The 22,269-nt window shown below is 71.3% G+C and carries 14 protein-coding genes and 1 pseudogene; 4 read left to right on the top strand and 11 right to left on the bottom strand.

From position 1 onward, the window contains the following. Positions 1 to 426: 426 nt before the first annotated feature. From WMF14_RS07195 to WMF14_RS07185, 3 genes are all read right to left on the bottom strand, one after another. On the bottom strand, positions 427 to 2,568 hold the full coding sequence (locus WMF14_RS07195) for a response regulator (RefSeq protein ID WP_437799493.1): 2,142 nt from the start codon (positions 2,566 to 2,568) through the stop codon (positions 427 to 429). Positions 2,569 to 3,285: 717 nt separating this feature from the next. Continuing rightward, complete coding sequence (locus tag WMF14_RS07190) at positions 3,286 to 4,401, bottom strand: prephenate dehydrogenase/arogenate dehydrogenase family protein (RefSeq protein ID WP_437799491.1); 1,116 nt, start codon at positions 4,399 to 4,401, stop codon at positions 3,286 to 3,288. 195 nt (positions 4,402 to 4,596) lie between these two features. After that, positions 4,597 to 5,718 carry a serine/threonine-protein kinase gene (locus tag WMF14_RS07185; protein WP_272100939.1) on the bottom strand — a complete coding sequence of 374 codons (1,122 nt, stop codon included), beginning with the start codon at positions 5,716 to 5,718 and terminating at the stop codon, positions 4,597 to 4,599. 395 nt (positions 5,719 to 6,113) lie between these two features. On the opposite strand from WMF14_RS07185, the gene WMF14_RS07180 reads away from it, so the two are divergent. Next, positions 6,114 to 11,198, top strand: coding sequence for an AAA family ATPase (locus tag WMF14_RS07180; RefSeq protein WP_437799489.1), 5,085 nt, complete (start codon positions 6,114 to 6,116; stop codon positions 11,196 to 11,198). A gap of 33 nt (positions 11,199 to 11,231) precedes the next feature. Here WMF14_RS07180 and WMF14_RS07175 read toward each other — a convergent pair whose 3' ends face one another. The 4 genes from WMF14_RS07175 to WMF14_RS07160 all read right to left on the bottom strand — a co-directional run bounded on the left by WMF14_RS07175 (position 11,232) and on the right by WMF14_RS07160 (position 14,938). Beyond that, the gene (locus tag WMF14_RS07175; RefSeq protein ID WP_437799487.1) at positions 11,232 to 11,801 is read right to left on the bottom strand and encodes a cytochrome C; all 570 of its coding nucleotides are present in this window, start codon (positions 11,799 to 11,801) and stop codon (positions 11,232 to 11,234) included. Between the two features lie 63 nt (positions 11,802 to 11,864). Continuing rightward, positions 11,865 to 14,018 (bottom strand): heavy metal translocating P-type ATPase, encoded by a 2,154-nt coding sequence (locus WMF14_RS07170; protein WP_272100936.1) that lies wholly within the window; start codon positions 14,016 to 14,018, stop codon positions 11,865 to 11,867. A 2-nt stretch (positions 14,019 to 14,020) separates the two neighbouring features. Then, complete coding sequence (locus WMF14_RS07165; RefSeq protein WP_272100935.1) at positions 14,021 to 14,629, bottom strand: hypothetical protein; 609 nt, start codon at positions 14,627 to 14,629, stop codon at positions 14,021 to 14,023. A gap of 48 nt (positions 14,630 to 14,677) precedes the next feature. Continuing rightward, positions 14,678 to 14,938, bottom strand: a complete 261-nt coding sequence (locus tag WMF14_RS07160) for a hypothetical protein (RefSeq protein WP_272100934.1) — start codon at positions 14,936 to 14,938, stop codon at positions 14,678 to 14,680. Positions 14,939 to 15,527: 589 nt separating this feature from the next. On the opposite strand from WMF14_RS07160, the gene tssC reads away from it, so the two are divergent. Together tssC and WMF14_RS07150 are read left to right on the top strand one after the other, a co-directional pair. Then, positions 15,528 to 17,000, top strand: coding sequence for a type VI secretion system contractile sheath large subunit (tssC, locus tag WMF14_RS07155; RefSeq protein ID WP_437799484.1), 1,473 nt, complete (start codon positions 15,528 to 15,530; stop codon positions 16,998 to 17,000). A gap of 91 nt (positions 17,001 to 17,091) precedes the next feature. Further along, on the top strand, positions 17,092 to 19,206 hold the full coding sequence (locus WMF14_RS07150) for a M13 family metallopeptidase (protein WP_437799482.1): 2,115 nt from the start codon (positions 17,092 to 17,094) through the stop codon (positions 19,204 to 19,206). A gap of 76 nt (positions 19,207 to 19,282) precedes the next feature. Here WMF14_RS07150 and WMF14_RS07145 read toward each other — a convergent pair whose 3' ends face one another. The 3 genes and pseudogenes from WMF14_RS07145 to WMF14_RS07135 all read right to left on the bottom strand — a co-directional run. Next, positions 19,283 to 20,458, bottom strand: coding sequence for a WD40/YVTN/BNR-like repeat-containing protein (locus WMF14_RS07145; RefSeq protein WP_437799480.1), 1,176 nt, complete (start codon positions 20,456 to 20,458; stop codon positions 19,283 to 19,285). A 1-nt stretch (position 20,459) separates the two neighbouring features. Then, on the bottom strand, positions 20,460 to 20,738 hold the full coding sequence (locus tag WMF14_RS07140; RefSeq protein WP_272100930.1) for a MoaD/ThiS family protein: 279 nt from the start codon (positions 20,736 to 20,738) through the stop codon (positions 20,460 to 20,462). 231 nt (positions 20,739 to 20,969) lie between these two features. Further along, positions 20,970 to 21,158 (bottom strand): annotated as a pseudogene (locus WMF14_RS07135) (hypothetical protein); the annotation flags it as partial. 103 nt (positions 21,159 to 21,261) lie between these two features. On the opposite strand from WMF14_RS07135, the gene WMF14_RS07130 reads away from it, so the two are divergent. Further along, positions 21,262 to 21,417 carry a hypothetical protein gene (locus tag WMF14_RS07130; RefSeq protein WP_437799478.1) on the top strand — a complete coding sequence of 52 codons (156 nt, stop codon included), beginning with the start codon at positions 21,262 to 21,264 and terminating at the stop codon, positions 21,415 to 21,417. A 27-nt stretch (positions 21,418 to 21,444) separates the two neighbouring features. On the opposite strand, the gene WMF14_RS07125 is transcribed toward WMF14_RS07130, so the two are convergent. After that, on the bottom strand, positions 21,445 to 22,269 hold the full coding sequence (locus tag WMF14_RS07125; protein WP_437799476.1) for a LamG domain-containing protein: 825 nt from the start codon (positions 22,267 to 22,269) through the stop codon (positions 21,445 to 21,447).

The raw sequence follows: 22,269 nt of genomic DNA, 5'->3' as shown, positions 1-22,269 counted from the left end.
GAGCCAAAGCCTGCTCGCGTGAGCGACCTGGAGGAGCGGCTCCGTCGCCGCGCAACAGGCGAACAGAGCCCGACTGCAGCGCGGACGCGACACGTCTGGCCCCCGATGGGGGTCGGCTCCCGGTCTGGCCATGAGGACACGTTCGCTTCATGAGTTGCAAGTCCCAGGCCCAATGCCCGTCGGGCCTTGGTCCTCGTCCCTGCTCATGAGCGCAGGCCGCTGGGGAGAGACCCGATATCGCTCACGGGCCGGGCCGCGAGAGCGGGCGAGCTCAGGTGGAATGTGCGAGCGATAGATAACGCGAAGGCGCCCCCGGTCAAGGAAGCTCACCGGCGCTCACTCACCGCACGGCGCCTCGCCCGCCGAGCGACCGGCGGCGATCACCCCGCTATGGAGCGCCCGAGGACCCTCGTCTCCGCGCGATCCTCACGGGTTGATCTCCTCGCTCGATCCTCGGTCCCGGGCGCAGGGGAGGTCGCCGGCGCGGGCCCGGGCCGCGAGGCTGGCCACGGCGGCCACGAGGGCGGCGGGCTCGATCGGCTTCGTGGCGTGCATGTGGAAGCCGGCGTCGAGCGCGCGCTTCTGGTCCTCCTTGCGAGCATAGGCCGTCAGGGCCAGCGCGGGCAGATCGCCGCCGGCTTGCGGCGGGCGCCGCCGGATGGCGCGGATGAGCTCATAGCCGTCCTCGCCCGGCATGGCGATATCGCTCACGAGCACGTGCGGGAGAGCCACGCAGAACGCCGCGAGCGCCTCTTGAGCCGAAGCCACGGCCGTCACCTCGGCGTGGTGCTGGGACAGCACCTCCTGAAGGAGCTCCCTCGCGTCCGCGTCGTCCTCGACGAGCAGGACGCGCAGCCCGCCGAGATTGGACGCGGACTCCGAGCACACGAGCGAGCGCGACCGGCCCTCCCTCGTCAGCGTCGGGAGCGAGCTGGGCTCGACCCCCAGGAGCGGGAGCCGGATCACGAACGTCGATCCTTTGTGCAACCCAGGGCTGTCGGCCACGACCGAGCCGCCGTGGATCTCGACGATATGGCGCACAAGGGACAGCCCGATGCCGAGGCCCGCGTGCGTCCTGCGGCTCGTGCTGTCGGCCTGGCGGAAGCGCTCGAAGACGAGCGGGAGGAAATCCGGCGCGATGCCCTCCCCCGTGTCGCGCACCGTGAGCTCCGCCGTCGCGCCGGCCCGCCGGAGGGAGACGAGGATATGGTCCCCGGGACGCGTGAACTTGAGCGCGTTGGACGTGAGGTTCGAGACGACCTGCTGCAGCCGATCCGCGTCGCCGTTCACCTCGATGCCGGGGTCGAGCGAGACGTCGATCGTGAGCCCCTTCGCCTCGGCGGCGGGGCGGATCGCGTCGATGGCGGTCTCCACGACGGGCGCGAGCGCCATCGGCGCGGCGCTGATGCTCAGCTTGCCCGTCGTGACCCGCGAGACGTCGAGGAGATCCTCGATGAGCTTCGTCTGCGCGGCCACGTTGCGCTCGATCACCTCGAGCCCATGGGACACCCGCTGCTCATCGAACGGCTCGGACCGCAGGAGGTGCGTCCAGCCGAGGATCGCGTTGAGCGGGCTGCGCAGCTCGTGGGAGAGCGTGGCGAGGAACTCGTCCTTCAGGCGGTTCGCCTCGCGCGCCTCGGCGTGCACGCAGTTCTGGATGGCGATGGAAGCGAGCTGCGCGAGCTGCACGAGGACGGTCTCGTCGTCGTCGGAGAACTCGCCGTCGTGCCGATCCGAGAGCTGGATGCTCCCGATGTTCTGGCCGTCGGCCGCGGTGAGGGGCACCGCGAGGTACCCCCGCGGCGGCGGCCGCTGCCCGCCGTTGTCCAGCCACTCCGGGTGCAGCGAGAGCTCTCGCTGCGTCAAACGGAGAGGCCTGTTCCTGGCGCAGACGAGCGCGCACAGCTTGCCGGCGATCGGCGGAGGCGCCTCCTTCTGGAACGTCGTGTACCGCTCCGAGAGCGACACCGCGGTCCGCGCCCGCTCACCGGGTCGCTCCAGCTTCACGAGCGTCATCGCCTGATGGGCGCCGCCGACGTCGCGGGCCGCCTCCGTGATCGCCGCGACCATGGCGTCGAGCGACAGGGCCGAGTTGATCCTGAGCGCGGCGCGGTTGAGCCGCTGGAGCTGCTCCGCGTGCGCGCGCAGCGACTCCGCCTGGAGCTTGATCTTCTGTGTCTTCTTGAAGAGATCGACGAAGACAGACACCTTGGTGCGGAGGACCTCGGGGGCGAACGGGGTCATGATGTAATCGACCGCTCCGAGCGAATAGCTGCGCTCGACATAGACGCGCTCGGTGTGCGCCGTCAGGAAGATGATCGGCGTGTGCAGCGTGCTCCTCCGCTTGCGGATGAGCGTCGCCGTCTCGAACCCATCTATCTCAGGCATCTTGATGTCGAGGAGGATGACCGCGAACTCCTCCTGAAGGAGATGGCGAAGCGCTTCCCGGCCGGACGCCGCCTTGACGAGGTTCTCGCCGAGCGGCGCGAGGACCGCCTCCAGGGAGAGGAGCTGCTCAGGCCTGTCGTCAACGATCAGGATGTTGACTCTGCCTACTTCTGCCCTCATCCCGCGTCTCCTTGCCCCCCTGCTCCCTTGTCAGCGCCGCGGCCAGCCTCGCAGCATCCTCAGGAATGGGGCTGTGTCCACCGCTTTCGGGCGGAGTCTGCCGCGTCCGCTCCAGCCCGCTCCAGCGCCCCGTGCGAGCAAGCTCGTGGAAACCACGTCGCCGCGGGGATGCAGCCCACGCCCACGGCGGAGGGTGAGCCCGCCCGCCCGACGGGGCGACCGCCCAGGCGCCGGACGGCCTTCCCGCAGGCGGCCCTGCGCTGGGGCGCCGGCGCGCGGCTCGCACGCCGGCGACGCTCAGCCCCGGAACGCTTGGCCCCCCCGGCATGGCCGCTCCGTAGATCCATTCCAGACCCTCCATGCGCTGCGCCGACGAGCCCGTATCGTAATCGAGGCGCTGTCTTACCTGCGACCCAGGGCTCGCCTGCAGTATCCACAAGGAGGCGCCTGACGCCGCTGCATGATTCCCGCACGCAAACCCTACACCGGAGCACGCCAGCGTGAAAAGAGGAATTCATAACGCCACCGAGCGCCATCCCTCGAAGAGGCCGATAGAGAGCGCGAGAATCGGAGAGATGACGAAGAAAGCCGACGCAAGCGACGCGGAGGGCGATGTGGCGACGCTCTCCCGACCCTCTGGCGATACCCGCTCGACGCACTCGGAGCGCCGAGTGTTCCGATGGTGAGGAGTCCGCCGCCTGCGCCGCGCTCCGCGCGCTAGACGGCGGAGCGCCGCTCCTGGAGCGAGCGCGAGTGCCGGAGGATCACCTCGAAGACCTCGGCGACGCCGTCGGGGTCGAGGCCGAGCTCCTGGGCGCAGCGGCGGCGCGACTCCATCAGCCGCGCCTCGCGCACCGGATCCCGGACCGCCGCCCCGATCGTGGCCTTGGCGCGCCCGGCGCGCTGGACGAGCTCGGACCTCCGCGCGAGCAGGCCGACGAGCTCCAGATCCAGGTCGTCGATGAGCTCCCGCGTCTCGCGGAGCTCGGGAGAGAGCGCGCCGAGATCGGGGATCGCGAGCGCGGCGAGGTCCTCGGGCGCGGCGTCCTTGGTCGGCACGTCGAGGCTTCGATCGACGGCGACGAGCGCGTCGATGAGGCGGCGGCGCGCCTCGCTCGCGAAGGGGTTCTCGCGGTGCAGCGCGGCGAACAGGTGCCCCGCGTCCACGCGCACCGTCTCGATCGTGTGAGCGATCCCCTGGAACGAGGGCGGCGCGTAGGGCGCGCCGGCGGGCACGCCCGCGTCCATCATGCCCTTCGCGATGAAGAACGCGAGCGCGTGCGTGAAGGCCATCACGCGGTCGTGCTCCTCCGGGGCCTGCTCCAGCACCTGACAGCCGATCCGCTCGAACAGCGCGACGACGCGGCGCACCGCGTCCGGGTGCGCAGGGTTCGGGCAGACGACGACGCGCAGCGGGCGCTCGCCGCGGGCGAGGCTCGCCGGACCGAACAGCGGGTGCGTCGCCACCCAGGGCCGGCTCTCGCCGAGCACCTCGGCCATGGCGCTCGCCGGCACGCTCTTCACGCTGCCCACGTCGGCCACGATCTGCCCCGGCGCGAGGTGCGGCCGCAGCGACAGGAGGGCCTCGCGCGCCGCTGGCACCGGGACGGCGACGATGACGAGGTCCGCGCCGTCCACGAGCTCCGGGAGCGAGGCGGCCCGCGCCGCGCCGCGGATCTCCGCAGAAGGGTCGAACGCGCGCACCGAGATCCCCGCGTCGCGGAGCAGCGACCCGAGCGCCGCACCGAAGCGGCCATACCCGAGGAACGCGACCTTGCCGATGCGCGCGGGCGGAGCGAGACCACCCCCGGAATGTGGGAGAGAATGCGGCATGCGGCGGATACTACGACAGCCGGTCTACGCGGATGTCACGTTTCTCGGCGCAGCCGCGAGGATCCGCGCCCCATCCGTGAGAGACAGGACGGCTCTCCGGCTTCTCCCATCCTGCCGCGCTCGCGGCGACGACGCTTCTCCGGCGAGGGCCGGAGGCGGTGCTCCTGCGCCCGCGGCGGCTCGGCCGGCGCCGGCTCACCTGAGCTGCGTCGCGGCCACGCCGAGGATCGCGAGCAGCGACGCGACGGCGGCGATCAGCGCGATGCGCGCCCTGTGGCGCCCCGTGTCCTGCGCGCCGTGCCGCAAGGTCTCCGGGGCCGCCTCCGAGCTCGGTCCAGCGCTCTCGGGCGGGCGAGGCCTCGCGCTGAGCCCGAGCCCGATCGTCGGGAGCGAGGCGCGGGGGCGCGACGGGAGCGTCGCGCCGAGGAGCCGCGCGGCCCGCTCCACGTGATCCTGGCCCTCCGCCGACGCATGAGGGGCGAGCGCGATCGCCAGCTCGGCCACGCTCGCGGGCCGCCGCGCTGGGTCCTTCTCGAGGCAGCAGAGGAGCACGCGGTCGACGCCGGGGGGAATGTCGGACCGCAGCGCGCTCGGGAGCACCGGCGCCGCGCTCGCGACGCGCGGCGCGAGATCGGCGAGCGAGCTCGCCTCGAACGGCGGCCGCCCGGTCAGGAGCCGGTACAGGATCGCGCCCAGCGACCAGACGTCGGCGCGCGCGTCGACGGCGACCGACGACCGCATCCGCTCCGGCGACATGTAGAGCGGCGCGCCGAGCTCCTCCCCCGTCGGCGCCGGCGCGCCGCCGTCGCTCGCGCAGGGCAGCTCCCTGGACGCGCCGAAGCCGAGCACCTTGAGGAGCGTCGCGCCGCCGGGGGTCGTCGCGAGGAACAGGCGCGCCGGCTCGAGGTCGCGGTGCACGATCCCCGCGGCGTGCGCCTCGGCCACCGCCACGCAGGCCTGCAGCACCCAATCGATGGCCTCCGAGAGCTCGATCCGGCCGCGGCCGCGCAGCAGCTCGGAGAGGTCCTGTCCGTCGAGGTGCTCCGTGACGATGTACGGGACACCCGAGGCGAGCTGACCGACGTCGAGCACCCGCGCGACGTGATCCCCCTTGAGCGCCACCGCCGCGCGCGCCTCCCGGAGCGAGCGCTCCACGCGCTCCGGGCTGCCGTCGGCGAGCAGGAGCTCGATCGCGACCCGCTGAGGAAGCACGAGGTGGCTCGCGAAGGCCACCGTCCCCAGCTCGCCGCTGCCCAAGATCCGGTCGACCCGGTACTTCTCGGCGATCACGTCCCCTGCGACGACAGGTGCGTTCATCAAAGCTCCCCGCAGCGCGCACCGGCGCGGGGGCAGCCGGCCGCCCCCCGTACATGCGCAGATTCATCCTAGCACCTTCGCTCGCCGGATTGGCGGTCGCCGGTCGTCGCCGGAGCTCGAGGCCAGCGCCGTGCCGCCCCTTTCACGCCCCATTCACCCCTTCCCGCGCAGCCAGACGGCCAGGCAAATGGCAGCTGGAGGGCGCCCTCGCGGCGAGGGGGAGGCCGCGCAGCGCGCGCGCCGTCGCGTCGAGAGGAGGAGGTGATGGCGCCGCGCGATAGCGCGAAGCGCACAACCCGACGTCTCTCCCATATCACGAGACCCGGGACTTCCCGGCTCGCACCAGCACACATCCTGCTTTATATTCTCGCGGCAACGCGCGAGGGGGAACGCGTATGACTCGGGCGGAAGCGACTGACGTCCACCGCTGCAGCCGATTTCTGCTCCGCAGACAGAGGTTTGCCGGGAGAATGGTGGTGCAGAAAACCGTTCGGGGGCGTCATCCAGCCCCGGGCGCGGCGGCCCTCCTTCTGCGCGAGCACGCCTTCCTGCGCCGTCTCGACGTGCCGGGGGTCGTGCGGCCGCTGGCGCTGGACGGCCCGGAGGGCACGCCGTCGCTGCTCCTCGAGGACGCAGGTCCCGAGGACCTCGAGCGCCGGCTCGCGCGAGGGCCGCTCGCGCTGGACGCGTTCTTCGATATCGCCATCGCGCTCGCCGAAACGTGCGCGCGCATTCACGGGAGCGGCGTCGTCCATCGCGCGATCGCCCCGAGCCGCGTCGTCCTCGGCGAGGACGGGCAGGTCACCCTGGTCCACTTCTCGGACGCGGCCGAGCTGACGAGCATGCCCCGAGCCGTGGAGCTCGAGAAGCTCGACGCGCTCCCCTTTCTGTCCCCCGAGCAGCTCGGGCGCACCTGCTGGTTCATCGACGCGCGATCGGACCTGTACGCGCTGGGAGCGACCTTCTACGCCATGCTCACCGGCGCGCCGCCCTTCAAGGACCTCGATCCGCTCGCGCTCGTGCACGCCCACATGGCGAGGAGCCCCGTGCCCGCGCACGTCGTGAGCCCCGGTGTCCCGGCGGCCCTCTCGGAGCTCGTACAGCGGCTCCTCGCGAAGATGCCGGACCTGCGATACCAGAGCGCCGAGTGCCTCGCCCAGGACCTCCACGAGGCGCGGAGGCGATGGCGCGCCACGGGCAGCATCGCGCCGTTCGAGCTCGGCCGCATGGACCTCGCGCGGCGCCTCCCGCTGCCCGAGCGCCTGATCGACCGGGAGCGCGAGCTCGCCGTGCTGGGCGGCGCGCTCGCCCGCGTGTCGAACGGCGGGACGGAGCTCGTCTTGGTGACCGGGGAGGCAGGCGTCGGGAAGACCGCCCTCGTCGAGGCGCTGCAGGCCGCCGTCGCCGAGCGGGACGGGCGGTTCATCGAGGGCAAGTTCGACCTGCGCGCCGCGAACGTGCCCTATGCGTCCCTGGCAGAGGCGCTCCGCACCCTCGCGGCCGCGCTCCGCGCCGAGCCGGAGGAGAGCCGCGCGCAGCTCAGGGAGGCGGTCAGCGAGCGGAGCCGCGCCCTCGGCGAGCTCTGCCCGGAGCTCACCGAGCTCCTCGGGGACGCGCCCGCGCCGCCGGCCGCGGATCCGATGCGCGCGGAGAACTGCTTCCTGCTCGCGATCCAGGACTTCGTGCGCGCGGTGGCCACCCAGCGGCCGCCGCTCGCGATCTTCCTCGACGACCTGCAGTGGACGGACGCCGCGTCGCTCCGCGTCCTCCGCGCCCTCGCCGCGGATCCGCGCAGCAAGCACGTGCTCCTGCTCGGCGCGTACCGGTCGAGGGAAGTCGGCGCCGCGCACCCGCTCCACCAGACCATCGAGGAGATCCGCGGCGCGCAGGTCCCCCCGATGACGCACCTCTCGCTCGGCCCGCTCGGCGTCGAGCCGGTCGTCGCGCTGCTCGCAGAGGCGCTCCGCTGCGAGCCGGAGCGGGCGCGCCCTCTCGCAGAGCTCTTCCTCGCCAAGACGGCGGGCAATCCGTTCTTCATCCGCCAGCTCCTCCGGTCCCTCCAGGAGAAAGGCCTGCTCCTCTTCGACGCGATCCGCTCGACATGGACGTGGGATCTCGGCCGGATCGAGCGGGTCGGGGTCACCGACAACGTGGTCCAGCTGATGTCGGAGTCCGTCCGCAGGCTGCCCCAGGCGGCGCAGGAGCTGCTGCAGGTCGCCGCGTGCATCGGCAGGCGCGCGGAGCTCAGGCTCATCGCGGCGGTGCTCGGCCGATCCGTCGACGAGACGACCGGGGCGCTCGTCCAGCCGCTCCGCGAGGGGCTCGTCGTGCCCGACGGCACGTGCGAGCGCGAGGCGGGGCTCGCGATCCGGTTCGTCCACGACCGGGTCCAGCAGACGGCCTACGAGCTCGGGCCGGAGCAGCTGCGGATGCAGCTGCACCTGCAGATCGGCCGCTTCCTCGAGGCCACCTGCACCAACGGGACGGACGCGGCGCTGTTCGACGCCGCGGACCAGCTGAACCTCGGCGCCGCGCTGCTCGACGCGGAGCAGCGGGACCACCTCGCGCAGATCAACCTCCGCGCCGGCGTGAAGGCGCGCCGCGCCGCCGCCTTCGGCCCGGCGCTCGCGTATTTCCGCAGCGGCCTCCGCCTGCTGCCGGAGGGCGCCTTCCGCTCGCGCTACGAGCTCTGGTTCTCCCTCCACCGCGACGCGGCGGAGTGCGCCGCGCTGACCGATCAGCACGCGGCGGCCCGCGCGCTCGTGGAGGAGGGGCTCCGCCACGCGGCGTCGATCCCGGAGAAGGTCGACCTGGAGGCGCTCCGGATCATGAGCGCGACGATCACCGGCGAGCACGATCTGGCGCTCAGCTGGGGGCGCGACGCGCTGCGCGCGCACTTCGGGGCCGAGCTGTCGGCGGCGGATCTCGATGCGGAGATCGCGGCGCAGCGGCGGGCCATCGCCGGCCAGCTCGCGGAGCGCTCGCCCGCGTCGCTCGTCGATCTCCCCCGCGTGACGAGCCCGGAAGAGCGGGCCCGCATGAGGCTCCTCGCCGAGATGGTGGTCCCCGCCTGGTTCTCGGACCGGAAGCAGCTCGTGCTCCTCACCTCCCTCGGCGTCCGCTTCGCGCTGGAGCACGGCAACGCGAGCGAGTCGATCCTCTCCTACGCAGGGCACGCGATGCTGCTGGCGGCGGAGGGCGAGCTCTCGAGCGCCCAGGGCTTCGGCCAGCTCGCCGTGGAGCTCGCGCGGAGGTTCGAGGATCGCGCCCAGGAGACGATCGCCCGGTACATGGTCAACGAGTTCGTTTACCCGTGGATCGCGCCGCTCGCGTCGGGCGGGGCGCCGTTCCGCGAGATCGTCGCCCTGGGCCTGTCGTCCGGCGAGCTCCGCTTCTCGTCTTACGCGCGCACGGGGCTCGTGGGGCACTCGTTCGCCGCAGGGGTGGAGCTCGATCTCGTGCTCGTCGACCTGAACGACGGGTTCGCGTTCAGCCAGCAGACCGGCAACAAGTCGACGCTCTTCTACCAGGTCTCCTACCGGCAGATGATCCGGTGCCTCAAGGGGCTGACGAGGGGCCGGAACGTGCCCGAAGACGCCGAGTTCGACGAGCGGGTCTTCCTCGAAGCGATGCAGCGGGAGCCGCCGGCGAAGTGCGTGTATCACATCCTGCGGCTCCAGGCCTCGTACCTGTTCCGGGACCTGGCCCAGGCCACCGCGCACGCCGACGCGGCGGTCACGTCCATCCACTTCCTCGGCGGCTACATCCCGGAGTGCCAGTACGCGCTGTACGCCGCGCTCACGCTGCTGTGGCGGTGCGATGAGGCCGACGAGCGGGAGAGGGCCGCGCTGCTCGCGCGCGCGACGGACCTGCAGCGCGTCCTGCGAGGGTGGGAGTCGGGCTGCGCGGAGAACTTCCTCCCGCGCCGCCTCCTCGTCGACGCGGAGATCGCCCGCGTCGAGCGCAGGTTCGAGCTCGCCGGCGCGCGGTACGACGAGGCGATCGAGGCGGCGACGCGCGGGGGGTTCCTCCACATCGCGGCGCTCGGCAACGAGCTGGCTGGGCGCTTCTACCACGGGCTCGGGCGGGCCCGGATCGCGGCCATGTACCTGCGCGCCGCGCACCAGGGGTTCGCCTGCTGGGGGGCGTCGGAGAAGGCCCGCGCGCTCGCGGAGGAGTTCGGGCTCGGCGGGTCCGGCGACGAGCCCGAGCTCGCGGAGGAGCGGCTCCCGGCGGTCGCCCTCGACGCGCTCAGCCTGCTCAAGGCCGCGGAGACCCTCTCCGGCGAGATCGTGCTCGATCGGCTGCTCGAGAAGCTCCTGGGCGTCTGCCTGGAGGCCGCCGGCGCGCAGTGCGGTGCGCTCGTGCTCGAGGAAGAGGGGGAGCTCTTCGTGCGGGCCCAGGGATCCGTCGCCGCTCCGGTCTCCATCGAGCGCACGCCGCTCTCCCGGTCATGCGAGGTCCCCCGGCAGATCGTCGAGCACGCGCACGGCGCGGGCGAGATCGTCGTGCTCGACGACGCGGACAGCCAGCCGGAGCGCGAGCGCGATCCTCACTTCGCCGAGGGCGGCTCGCGGTCGGTCCTGGTCCTGCCCATCCAGCGGAACGAGGCGCGGCTCGGGGTGGTCTACCTCGAGAACAACCTCACCACGTACGCCTTCACGCGCGCTCGCGTCCACGTGCTGGAGCTGCTCTCCGACCAGATCGCGATCGCCCTCGAGAACGCCCGCCTCTACCGCGAGGCGCAGCACGCGGTGCGCGTCCGCGACGAGTTCCTCAGCGTCGCGTCGCACGAGCTCAGGACGCCCGTCACCTCCCTGCGCCTCGGCCTCCAGGCGTTGCTCCGCCGGGGAGACCACGCGTCCGACGAGCGCGTCGCGCGCGCCCTGCAAAGGATGGATCGGCAGGTGCACCGGCTCGTCCGGCTCATCGACGACGTGCTGGACGTGTCGCAGCTCCACACCGGCCGGCTGGAGCTGCACGTCGAGCAGGTCGATCTCGCGGAGGTCGTGGACGACGTCGTGGAGCGGCTCACCGAGCGCATCGCGCAGTCCGGCTCGCCCGTGAGCGTGCGCGCCGAGCCGTCCGTCGTGGGGTCGTGGGACAGGAGCAGGCTGGAGCAGGTGGTCTCGAACCTGCTCGACAACGCCCTCAAGTTCGGCGGCGGCAAGCCGATCGACGTCTCGGTCGCGCGGAAGGACGGCACGGCGGAGCTCGTTGTGCAGGATGAGGGCATCGGGATCCCGACGGGGCGGCTCCCGCATGTGTTCGACAGGTTCGAGCGCGCGGTGTCGAGCCGCCATTTCGGCGGGCTCGGGCTCGGGCTCCACGTCGTGAAGAGCATCGTCGAGGCGCTCGGCGGCGCGGTGCGCGTGGTCAGCCGGCCGGACGAGGGGGCGCGGTTCACGGTGGAGCTGCCCTGCGAGCGGCCGGCGGCGAGCCACGCGGCGTCGGCGACGCTCGGCGGCCTGCACGCCTGACGCGAGCCGGCGCGAACCGGCGCGAACCGACGACTACGGCCTGCCCTTCGGCTGCTGCGGGATCATGAGGATGTACGGCGTCGCGGGCTCCTCCCCCGGCGACACCGCGCGGGGCGCGGGGACGCCCTTCTCCCCGAGGCTCCGGATGAAGCGGTACATCGCGACGAGGTCGCCCTCGTGCAGGGTCACGTAGTTGAGCCATGGCATCGGCGGCCGGCCGGCGGCCTCGCGGAACATCCGCACCCAGGCCTCCTCGCTGAGGTTCTGGGCGGAGATCCGGAGGTTCGCCGCATAGCTCGTCCCCCACGGACCTCGGTAGCCGACGTCGCTGCCCGTCAGCCACTCCGAGGTCGGGAGCCTGCCGCTCGATCTGTCCCAGCCAGGCGTATGGCAGTCGTTGCATCCGCCCACGAGGATCAGGTACCGGCCGGCTTCCTCCGGGCTCCCCGCCGTGACGCGCGGCGATGCAGGCACCCGTGCCACGGCTGCACAGCCGATCGACACCAGGAGCACCGCGCCGGGCAGCCACTGCACAGTCCGGCGCGCCGCGCGCGTCCAGCCTGCGGCGGACGATCTCGATCCGACGCGCGTTTCGCTCTGCATTCCAACCATTCCACCCCTCGTGCAGCGCGCGTGCCGGGCTGCGGCGCGGCGCGCACGAGCGCGCTAGCGGCCGCCGACGCGGGCCTTCCTCCGCGGCGCGGCCATGAGCGGACGGAGTCCGTTCACGCAGGCGAGGACCGCGGAGCCGTTGTTCATGAGCGTCGCCGCGACCGGGTTGAGGAGCCCAGGAATCGACAGCGCGTACGCGACCGCGTTCACGCCGAGGATCATCGAGAAGTTCTGGTGGATGAGGCGCATCGCGGCGCGCGAGACGTCGATCGCCTCGATGAGCTTCGACAGGTCGTCCTCCACGAGGACGACGCCCGCCGTCTCCCTGGCGATCTCCGCGCCCGCGGACACGCTGATGCCGATGTCGGCGTACGAAAGCGCCGGGGAGTCGTTGATGCCGTCCCCGACGACCGCGACCGTGCGGCCCTCCTGCGTCAGCCGACGCGTGATCTCCGCCTTGTCCTCGGGCAGCATCTCCGCGAAGTAACGGGTGATGCCGAGCTCGAGCGCGACCTGCCTGGCCACCTCGCGGCTGTCGCCCGTCAGCATGACGATGTCCTCGATCCCGCGCGCGCGCAGGCTGCGGATCGTCGCGCGGCTCTCGGCCCGGATGGCGTCGCGGCAGGCGAGCGTGGCGACGTGCCGGCCGTCGACGGCGAGGAAGAGGAGCGATTTCGCCGCCGCCTCGAGCGCCCTCCTCGCGCCGGGCTCGGCGCGGCAGGCGACGCCGAGCTCGTCGAGGAAGCGGGGGCTGCCGAGCTGCACGACCTTGCCGCAGACCCTGGCCTGCACGCCCCGGCCGACGAGGTAGCGGGACTCCTCCCGGTCCGGGATCGTCAGACACCACGCCTCGGCGAGCCGGAGCACGGCCTGCGACACGGGGTGGGTCTGCCGCGCGGACACCGCCGCGGCGAGCGTCGCCGCCTCGCGCTCGGGCAGGGCGTCGTGGACGAGGAGGTCCGTCACCTCGGGGATGCCGGAGGTCAGCGTGCCCGTCTTGTCGAACACCACGGTCGACACCTTCGCGAGCTTCTCGATGTAGGCGCCGCCCTTGATGAGGATCCCGCGGCGCGCCGCCGCGTTCATCGAGGCGAGCACCGTCGTCGGGGCCGAGACCCGCGGGCCGGTGCCGAAGTCGATCGTCAGGATCGCGGACACGCGGCCGAGGTCCCTCGTCGCGGCGAGCACGACCGCCGAGCAGGCGAGGGCCGGCGGGACGAGCCGGTTCGCCACGAGCTCCGCGTAGTTCTGCGCGCGCGTCTCCAGGGCGGGCGCGTTCTCGATGAGCCGCGCCGTGCTCGCGGCGGTCGTGTCACCGCCGACCCGCTCGGCGCGGATGTACAGCTTGCCGTCCTTGATGACGGTCGCCGCGAAGCAGCGGTCGCCGGGGCCCTTGAGCACGGGCATCGACTCGCCGGTCAGCGTCTGCTGATCGACGAGCCCCTCGCCGTCCGTGACCGTCCCGTCGACCGGGATGACCGATCCGGTATAGACGACGAGGAGGTCTCCGGCGACGAGATCGGCCACCGGGATCTGCACCTTCGCGTCGCCGCGGACCACCCACGCGAGGTCCCGCTGGTACTCGAGCAGGCCGCGGATCGCGCGCCGGGCGCGCGCCTGGGTGCGATCGCGGATGTGGTCGCCGAGCGTGACCAGCCAGATGATGCCGGCCGCGTTGATGGCGTTTCCCGTCGCCACGGCCGAGGCGATCGCCAGGCTGTCGAGCAGGTCGACGTTGAGCTTGCGGTCCCGCACCACCGAGTGCCACGCCCTCTTGAGGATGGGCGCGGACGTCGCGGCGATGAACGGGTACGCGAGCAGCGGCGAGACGAAGCCGCCGAGCGAGAGGACCATGCCGACGCTCGACAGGTAGAGCGGGCGCTTCGCGAGGGCGGCCGCGCGGCGCGCCTCCCGGGCGGCGCGCGCGGCGCGCAGCGCCCCCCGCGGGGCCGGCGCGGCGGAGGCCGAGGCGGCGGCGCGCACGATGACGTCGAGGTCGACGTGCCGCGGGTCGTGCTCGACGACGGCGCTCGACGTGCCCTCGGCGATACGCACGGAAAGGACCCCCGGCAGGGCGGTGAGCCCCGCCTCGAGCAGCGGGCCGAAGGCCGCGTCCTTCCCGAGGCGGGGGAGCCGCAGGCGGACCCTGCCCGGGATCGCGTGGACCACCGAGACCGGCTCGGTCCCGGTCGACAGGAGCGCTTCCATCGTCACCCCGCCTCGCCGCCCGTGGGTGCGCCCACGCTCGCGCTCCCGCTCGCGCCCACGCTCGCGAAGAAGCTCTGAATGCGGCCGTGGTTCAGCACCACGAAGAAGTCGACCCCGTACTTCACGAGCGTGATCCAGTGGGGCATGCCCGGGGAGCGCCGCGTCAGCACCTGGAGCAGCCCGGACCCGACCAGCAGCGCCGGGAGCAGGAGCTTGAGGTCGACGTGCGCCGGCGGGACGGCCTGGGACGCCGCGTTCAGCCTGTCCGCGGCCTGGACGACGAAGCGCGCCGTCCGGCCAGGGCTCGGCGGCTCGATGGGCTGCGCGCAGGGCGAGGGCGTGAGCTCATCGATCGGGCGGCAGCTACAGCCCGAGAGCTCGGGGATGTGCGCGAGCTCGGAGAAGACGTCCTCGAGCGGGACGTCGGGCTCGTGCTCGATCGTGAGGCTCGCGGCCCACGCGCTCGCCCGCGCGTCGACGACGCTGGGGCAGGCGCGCGCCAGCTCCGCGATCTCCTCCGCCCTCGCCGGGTCCCTGCGCAGCGCTGGGACGGCGAGGCGCACGCGCCCTGGAACCCAGTGGATGATGACGACCCCTCGATCGCTCGGCATGGCTCACCTCCCGGCCTGCGAGGCCGGGTCACCAGAACACCCCACGCGTCAGCTCCCGGGCGGCTCCATCTCCGCGCGCGACCACCCTTGCGCGCCGCCCGAGCCGGCGCGCTGCTCCTGGCGTGCCATCTCCTCCCTCACCTCGGCGACGAGGTCGGCGACCCTCTCCCTGCCCTCGCCGAGCGCGCCCCTGATCTTGTCCGCGGCGACGAAGCCGAGCGCCATGGCCCTCTTGACGGTCGGACGGGTGATCCTCGTCAAGCTGGCGAGCCCTATACCGATGATGATGCCGAGCCCGAGGCGTTCCATCCCCACTCCTCTCCTCGAAATCCACGACCTACGGCGAGCGAAGGCGCGCCGGACGCCGACGACGCACGGACGCGCGCCGGATGTAAAGACAGAGAATCTGGACCCACACAGACACGGGGCAAACGGAGACACAGATAGAGACATGCGATGTCCGCTGTCCCTCCGTGCTCGCACTGCCCATTTCACTCGGTCCCGAGCCCGTTCAGGGCGCTGGCGCCGCGCGGCTACAACCAGGACGGGCGTCGCCGCGGGGGCGTCGGCGCCCGATCCGGAGTGCGAGAGGGCAGACTCGAACGAAAAGCCCTTGTTTCTCCGGCTTCCGTGGGTGCACCCACATGTGATTTGTAACACTGCAGTCGCGCGACCGCCATGCGCTTTTCATGTCCGGTCGACACCTGACTCGCGTGCTGAGGGAGCGTTCCGCGCGGGCGTCCGAGGCGCGCCGAGCGCGCGCATTTCGTGACCGCGCCGCGCCGCCCCAGGCCGCCCCGCCGCGCCCAGGAGGGGCCCGGGGCGGCGCGGCGCGGCGCGCGGGCGCCGGCGTGTCCGTCGCTTCCAGCCGACGAGCGACCGTGGTAAATTTCTGGACATGCAAGCGGGGCAGCACGAAGAGCCGGTGGCGGGGAGCAATGGCTCTCTCCTCGCGGAGCTCCTGGCGGAGACGGGGGTCGGCCCCACGAGCGGCGCCTACCACGATGTGAAGCGGGGCGTGGAGGCGGTCGTCGGCAAGGTGGCGCGCCGCCCGGAGGCCGGCGCGGCGCTGGACAGCGCCCTCATCGACCTGTGGATCGCGGAGATCGACCAGCGGCTGTCGCGGCAGATCGACGAGATCCTGCATCACCCGGTGTTCCAGCGCCTCGAGGCCGCGTGGCGCGGCCTGAAGTTCGCCATCGATCACATCGACTTCCGGGAGAACATCCGTGTCGAGATCCTCAACTGTTCGAAGGACGACCTGCTCGCCGATTTCGAGGACTCGTCCGAGGTCGTGAGGAGCGGCCTCTACAAGATCGTCTATTCGTCGGAGTTCGGCAATTTCGGCGGCAAGCCGTTCGGCGCCGTCATCTCGAACTACGAGTTCGGCCCCGTGCCCCAGGACATCGCGCTCCTCCAGAAATGCGCCGCGGTGGCGACGATGGCGCACGCGCCCTTCCTGGCCGTCGCGGGCCCGCAGTTCTTCGGGCTCAAGGACTACCGGAAGGTGCCGCACCTCGGCGACATCAAGGCGCTCTTCGAGGGGCCGCAGTACGTGAAGTACACAGCGTTCCGCGAGTCCGAGGACGCGCGCTACGTCGGCCTGCTCCTCCCCCGCTTCCTCCTGCGCCTGCCCTACGGGGCGAGCACCGCCCCCATCCGGGCGTTCTCCTACGAGGAGGACGTCGTCGGCAACCACGCGGCGTACTGCTGGGGGGCGCCCACCTACGCGATGGCGACGCGGCTCGCCGAGAGCTTCGCGCGCCACCGCTGGTGCCTGCACATCATCGGGCCGCAATCAGGCGGCACGGTCGAGGGGCTCACGCTCCACGAGTACGAGGCGCTCGGCGCCATTCAGACGAAGATCCCGACCGAGATCATGCTGACCGAGCGCCGCGAGTTCGAGCTCAGCGAGGAGGGCTTCATCGGGCTCACGTTCCGCAAGGACACGGACAACGCCTGCTTCTTCTCCGCGAACTCGGCGCAAAAGCCCAAGTACTTCGGCCAGAGCGAGGAGGGGCGCGCCGCCGAGGTCAACTACCGGCTCGGCACACAGCTGCCTTATGTCTTCCTCGTCAGCCGGCTCGCCCACTACCTCAAGATCATGCAGCGCGAGCAGATCGGCACCTGGAAGGAGCGCGGCGACCTCGAGCGCGAGCTGAACGGCTGGCTCAGCCAGTATGTCGCGGACATGGATGTCGTGTCGCCCGCCGTGCGCTCGCGCAGGCCGCTCCGCAAGGGGCGCACCACGGTGACCGAGGTCGAGGGGAGCGCAGGTTGGTACCGGGTCCACCTCGAGGTGCGCCCGCACCTCAAGTACATGGGGGCCTATTTCACCCTGAGCCTGATGGGCAAGCTCGACCGGGAGTGAGGCCGGCCCCGCTCCGGGCGGATGCGGGCGAGACCGCGCGGGATCCCGCTGCGGCCGGTCCGCGCCCGGCGTGTCTGTGGTAGAGCGCTGTATGCGCACGCACCGACAGCCTGCCGCTCCCCTCGCGCTCACCGTGGCCCTCTCCGCGCTGGCGGCCTGCGGACCCGCCGCGAGCCCGCCGCCGGCGCCCCCGCCCCCCACCGTGAAGGCGCTGATGCCGCCGGCGCCGCAGGGCCTCCCCGTCGTCGAGACGAAGCTCGAGAGCGTCGGGCTCGACGAGGCCGCGCTCGACCGATCGGCGAACCCCTGCGAGGACTTCTATCAGTTCGCGTGCGGCGGATGGCTCGCGAAGACCGAGATCCCGGGGGACGAGGCCTCCTGGATGCGGAGCTTCAACGAGATCGAGAAGCGCAACGAGGCAGAGCTCCGGCGCATCCTCGAGGACGCCGCGAGCGCCGGCGACCGGGATCCGGTGACCAAGAAGATAGGCGCCTACTACGGCGCGTGCATGGACGAGCCCGCGGTCGAGGCCGCCGGCGCGAAGCCCATCGCAGACCTGCTCGCGAAGGCGCGGCGGGTGCGCGACCCGAAGGGCCTCGGGGCGCTCGTCACCGAGCTCCACCGCCGCCGCATCTGGGCGCTGTTCGACATCGAATCCGCGCAGGACATGAAGGACGCGACGCGCGTCATCGCGCAGCTCGACCAGAACGGGCTCGGCCTGCCAGACCGCGACTACTACCTGGGCGAGGACGACAAATCGAAGGCGCTCCGCAAGACCTACGAGGAGCACGTCGCGCGGATGATGCGGCTCGCCGGCGCGCAGGAGGCGGCGGCAAAGGCGGCGGCGCTCGACGTGATGCAGATCGAGACAGAGCTCGCGAAGATCTCGAAGACGCGTGTCGAGCGGCGGGACCCGACGGGCCTCTACAACAAGCTCGACCGGGCGGCGCTCGCGAAAGCCGCGCCGGCGTTCTCGTGGGACGCGTATTTCCAGGGGCTCGGCCTCCAGGACGTCAAGGAGGTCAACGTGACCTCCGTCCGGTTCTTCGAGGGGCTCTCCCGGCTGCTCACGTCGGTGAAGCCCGCCGCGTGGCAGAGCTACCTTTCGTGGCACGTCGTGCGCTCCATGGCGCCCGCGCTGCCCAAGGCGTTCATCGACGAGAGCTTCACGCTGCAGGCCGCGCTCACCGGGCAGAAGGAGGTGCGGCCGCGCTGGAAGCGCTGCGTGGACGCGACCGACAACGCGCTCGGCGAGCTGCTCGCGCAGCCGTTCGTCAAGACGAGCTTCCCCGGCGCCAGCAAGCCTGCGGCCGAGGCGATGGTGCACCAGATCAGCGACGCGTTCGCGCGCAACGTCCGGGCGCTCGACTGGATGGATGAGGGCACGCGGCAGCGCGCGCTCGCCAAGCTCTCCGCGATGGCGTACCTCATCGGCTATCCCGACAAGTGGAGGACCTACGATTTCGAGGTCGATCCGAGATCATACGCGAAGAACGCGCTCGCCGCGCGCGCCTTCCACACGCAGTGGGACCTCGGGAAGATCGACAAGCCGCTCGATCGCGACGAGTGGCAGATGAGCCCGCCGACCGTGAACGCGTATTACGACCCGCAGCGCAACCACATGGTCTTCCCGGCCGGCATCCTGCAGCCGCCGTTCTACAGCGTGAGCTCGGCCGCGGCGGTGAACCTCGGCGGCATCGGCATGGTGGTCGGGCACGAGCTCACTCACGGGTTCGACGACGAGGGCTCCCAGTTCGACCAGAAGGGCAACCTGGAGGACTGGTGGTCGAAGGAGGTCGGGGTGGCGTTCAGGGAGAAGACCGCCTGCGTCGAGGCGCAGTACTCGGCCTTCGAGGCGCTGCCGGGGCTGAAGCTGAACGGCAAGCTGACGCTGGGCGAGAACATCGCGGATCTCGGCGGCGTGAAGCTCGCCTTCATGGCGTACCGCGCGATGCGCAAGGGCGCGGCGGAGCAGACGGTCGCGAGCGGCTTCACAGAAGATCAGCAGTTCTTCCTGGCGCACGGGCAGTCCTGGTGCGGCAAGCTGCGCGACGAGGCGCTCCGGCTGATGGTCCAGGTGAACCCGCACTCCCCGCCGCGGTTCCGCGTGAACGGGCCGCTCGCGAACCTCCCGGAGTTCGGCGACGCCTTCAAGTGCGCGCCGGGCACGCCGATGCGGCCGACCAAGACGTGCGCTGTCTGGTAGCCGCGCGCGGCAGGCTCGGTTGAACGAGCCGCCGCGATCCTGATTTGTATACCGATTATCCCGGCCAACCGACCTATCACGCCATACGTACTGAATAGATCGGCGGCAGGTTATTGGCGACGGTCGTCCAACCCTCTCCGCCGTCATCGCTCACGTAGAGATTGCCCGTGGTGGTGCCGAATGCCACAGCGCCGTCCTTGTTGGCGAGCGCGTGGCGGTAGATGACGTCGTAGGCTTGCTCCTGGGGCAAACCGCGGCGGAGCTGCTCCCAGGTCTCACCGCCGTCCTTCGTGCGAGCCACGAAGAGCGCGCCGTCGACGGTGATTCGCTGCATGTCCGACTTGCCGGGGACGACCCACGCCGTGCGTCCGTCCCTCGCGTCCGCTGTAATGGGAAAGCCGAAATGCACGCCTTGCTCTGGACGGCTCACCTTGCGCCAGCTCTTTGCGCCGTCGCTGCTGTAGTAGATCCCAACGTGATTCTGCTGCCAGATATGGTCGGGATCGCCCTCGCATTGCTCGATGTAATGCGTATCGTGGCCCCACTCGGCGTCTGGCTCGGGCGTGTGATCGAGCCGCATGCCCCTGTTGCGCGGTTGCCAGGTCTCTCCACCGTCCGCTGTTTCGATGACGCCCGCCGTGGACACGGCGACGAGGATTCGCTTCGGGTTACGCGGGTCCACCACGATGGAGTGAATGCCCGGGGCGAACTCGCCCCCCTCGGAGGCCGGCGTGCCAAACCATTTCGTCTCGCCTTTGCCCTCGCCTGTGAACAGGTCGCCGCCGCGTGATTCGTGGTTCCAGAGCGGCCGGTTGAGCTCGAAGGAGCCGCCGCCGTCGCGGCTGACGAACAAGCCACCCGGAATGGTGCCCACGTAGACCGCGCCCCCCGGGCCGAAGCCGATGATCCAGAGCTTCTGTACCGTGGCCGGGCGCGTGACGATCTTCATGCCGACGCCGAACTCGCTGCCGGCGTCTTCGTACATGTCCTGGCCGATGTAGCGAGCGCCCTCGGGATATTTGATCTGGGCGGGGTTGTCATTCCAGGTCTCGCCCTCATCCGTCGAGACGGACAGCTTGGCCCCCCAATGGCCGAAGCCGAGCAGCGCCCAGAGCTTGCCCGTGTAGGGATCGCGCGCGACATAGTTGACGCCGCCGCCGGCGTGGCCCGCGAGGCGCGGCTTCCACGAGCCGTTCTGCTTTTCGACGATGAACGTGCCTTTTCGCGTGCCTACCAGAATACGGCTTGCCATTTTACCCTCCGCTCAACGCTTGCAGAATGTGGACCTCGTCGTCGGCAGCGACCGCGTCGGTGAGTCCCTTACGGTCGCGGATCATCTGCTTGCCGACGAAGATGTTGACGTGCGTCCGCAAGCGGCCGCGCTCGTCGCAGATGTAGAAGCCGATGCCGGGCGCGAGCCTCTCCAGGGCCGCCACGACCTCACCTGCTGTCGACGCCTCGACGACGAGGTGTTGGCCTTCGAGGTGCGGGAAGAAGGTGTAGAGATGGCGCGTCAGGTGGACAGACGGCATGGTGGGCTTGCCGTACTCCCGAGCTTGTCGCGCGTCAATTGGTTTTCAAGGCCGGCAGGCAAGACGCAGCCACACGCAGAGCTCTGATGTCTTCAGGGCCCAAGCATTCCCGCGCCCGTTCCCGCTTACGCTACCGCCGCCGCGGCCGCGCTGCGTCGAGGTGGGTTGATTCGGTGGGAGCTCGCGCCTTCATTTGGGGAGATGAGTTGCCGCTGAAAAGGGGTTGGCACGTTATGCAGGCTCCTCGGGGATCTCGGGCGTGCCGGGCCACGTGATGCCCACCTTCTGAGGCATCTGTCGAGCGAAGACCGTGGTTCGCTTCATCACGTCGTCATGGATGTGGCTCGCGAGGTGCTCGATCGGCGCCCGGACCGCGGGCGGTAAGCCGCGGCGCGAGGTGAACGCGATGTGGACGACGCCCTCGGTCACGTACCGGCTTCCCAGGATCAAGGCTCGCCGGTCGGGCCCGGGGGGTCGAGCTGGGGGGCGCGCTCCTCGCGAGCCCGAGCTGCGCGTTCGCCCGATGCTCTCGGCCGGCGCGGGGGCGCTGCACGTGTCGGTCGACGGCGAGGCGGCGTGGCCGTACCGGGGTGTCCACAGCGCCCGGTGGTCGTTCTCGGCGGACGCCGGTCTGGGCGCCGAGATCGAGCTCGTGCGGGGGCTCGACATCTATCCGTGAGGAGAGGAGCGCCGCAGGCGAGCCTGCTCATCGGGGATCCGGCGGAGAGCGCTGCGAGAGCTCGGCGACCTCTGCCGGGACGAGCGCCCGGCTGTGGATGACGATGTCATCGACGTCCGCAAAGAGGAACCGACTCGCGCCCATCCATCGACCGACATAAAGGGTGTCGGAGCCGGGCGCTATCGTCACGTCGATCGGCGCCGCCTGGTCGAGCTGCCCGTCGAGGTAGAGGGACATGGTGAGCGCCTCGCCGTCGACGACCGCGGCGGCGTGCGTCCACCGGCGAGGCTCCATGCAGAAGCAGATGAGGAATTGATAATCGCTGGTCTCCGGCCCTTTCCAGAACCCGAAGTGCATGCCCGGCGGCGACTGCGCGTAGTCGATGTTGATCTCCCATCCGCCGATGTTCTCCGTGCTGACCACGGTCGCCAGGACGTCGGGCGCGGGCTCGTCGCTCGTCAGGCGCACCCACGCCGAGACGCTCCAGCTCGCGGTGGCGTTCGGGAAGCCGTCGACCGCCATGAACTCGCCCTCGCCGAGGTGCATCGCCTTGCCGAACCGACCGTCTTGCACCCACGTTCCTCCGGTCAGCGCTCCGTCGCGCATGTTGCCAGAGGAATCGCGCACGACCGTGCCCTCTCCCTCGTCGAACGTCCAGTGCGCGACCATGCCCTGGGTCAGCGTCGTGGGGGCCAGCTCGATGGCGTCGAGCGGCCCTGCCTCGCAGGCCGCGAGCCCCAGCAGCGCGAGGGCGGCCAGGCGGCGGGGCGCCGCGCGGCCGGGGGGCCTCGCGGCAGAAGCCGGCATCGCGGTGGTAACCCGGTGCGGGGGCAGCGTGTTCGACCGCTTCAT

The sequence above is a fragment of the Sorangium sp. So ce693 genome, from assembly GCF_051521375.1.
GTDB classification, from domain to species: domain Bacteria; phylum Myxococcota_A; class Polyangia; order Polyangiales; family Polyangiaceae; genus Sorangium; species Sorangium atrum.
This window is presented reverse-complemented; position numbering and strand designations above follow the sequence as displayed.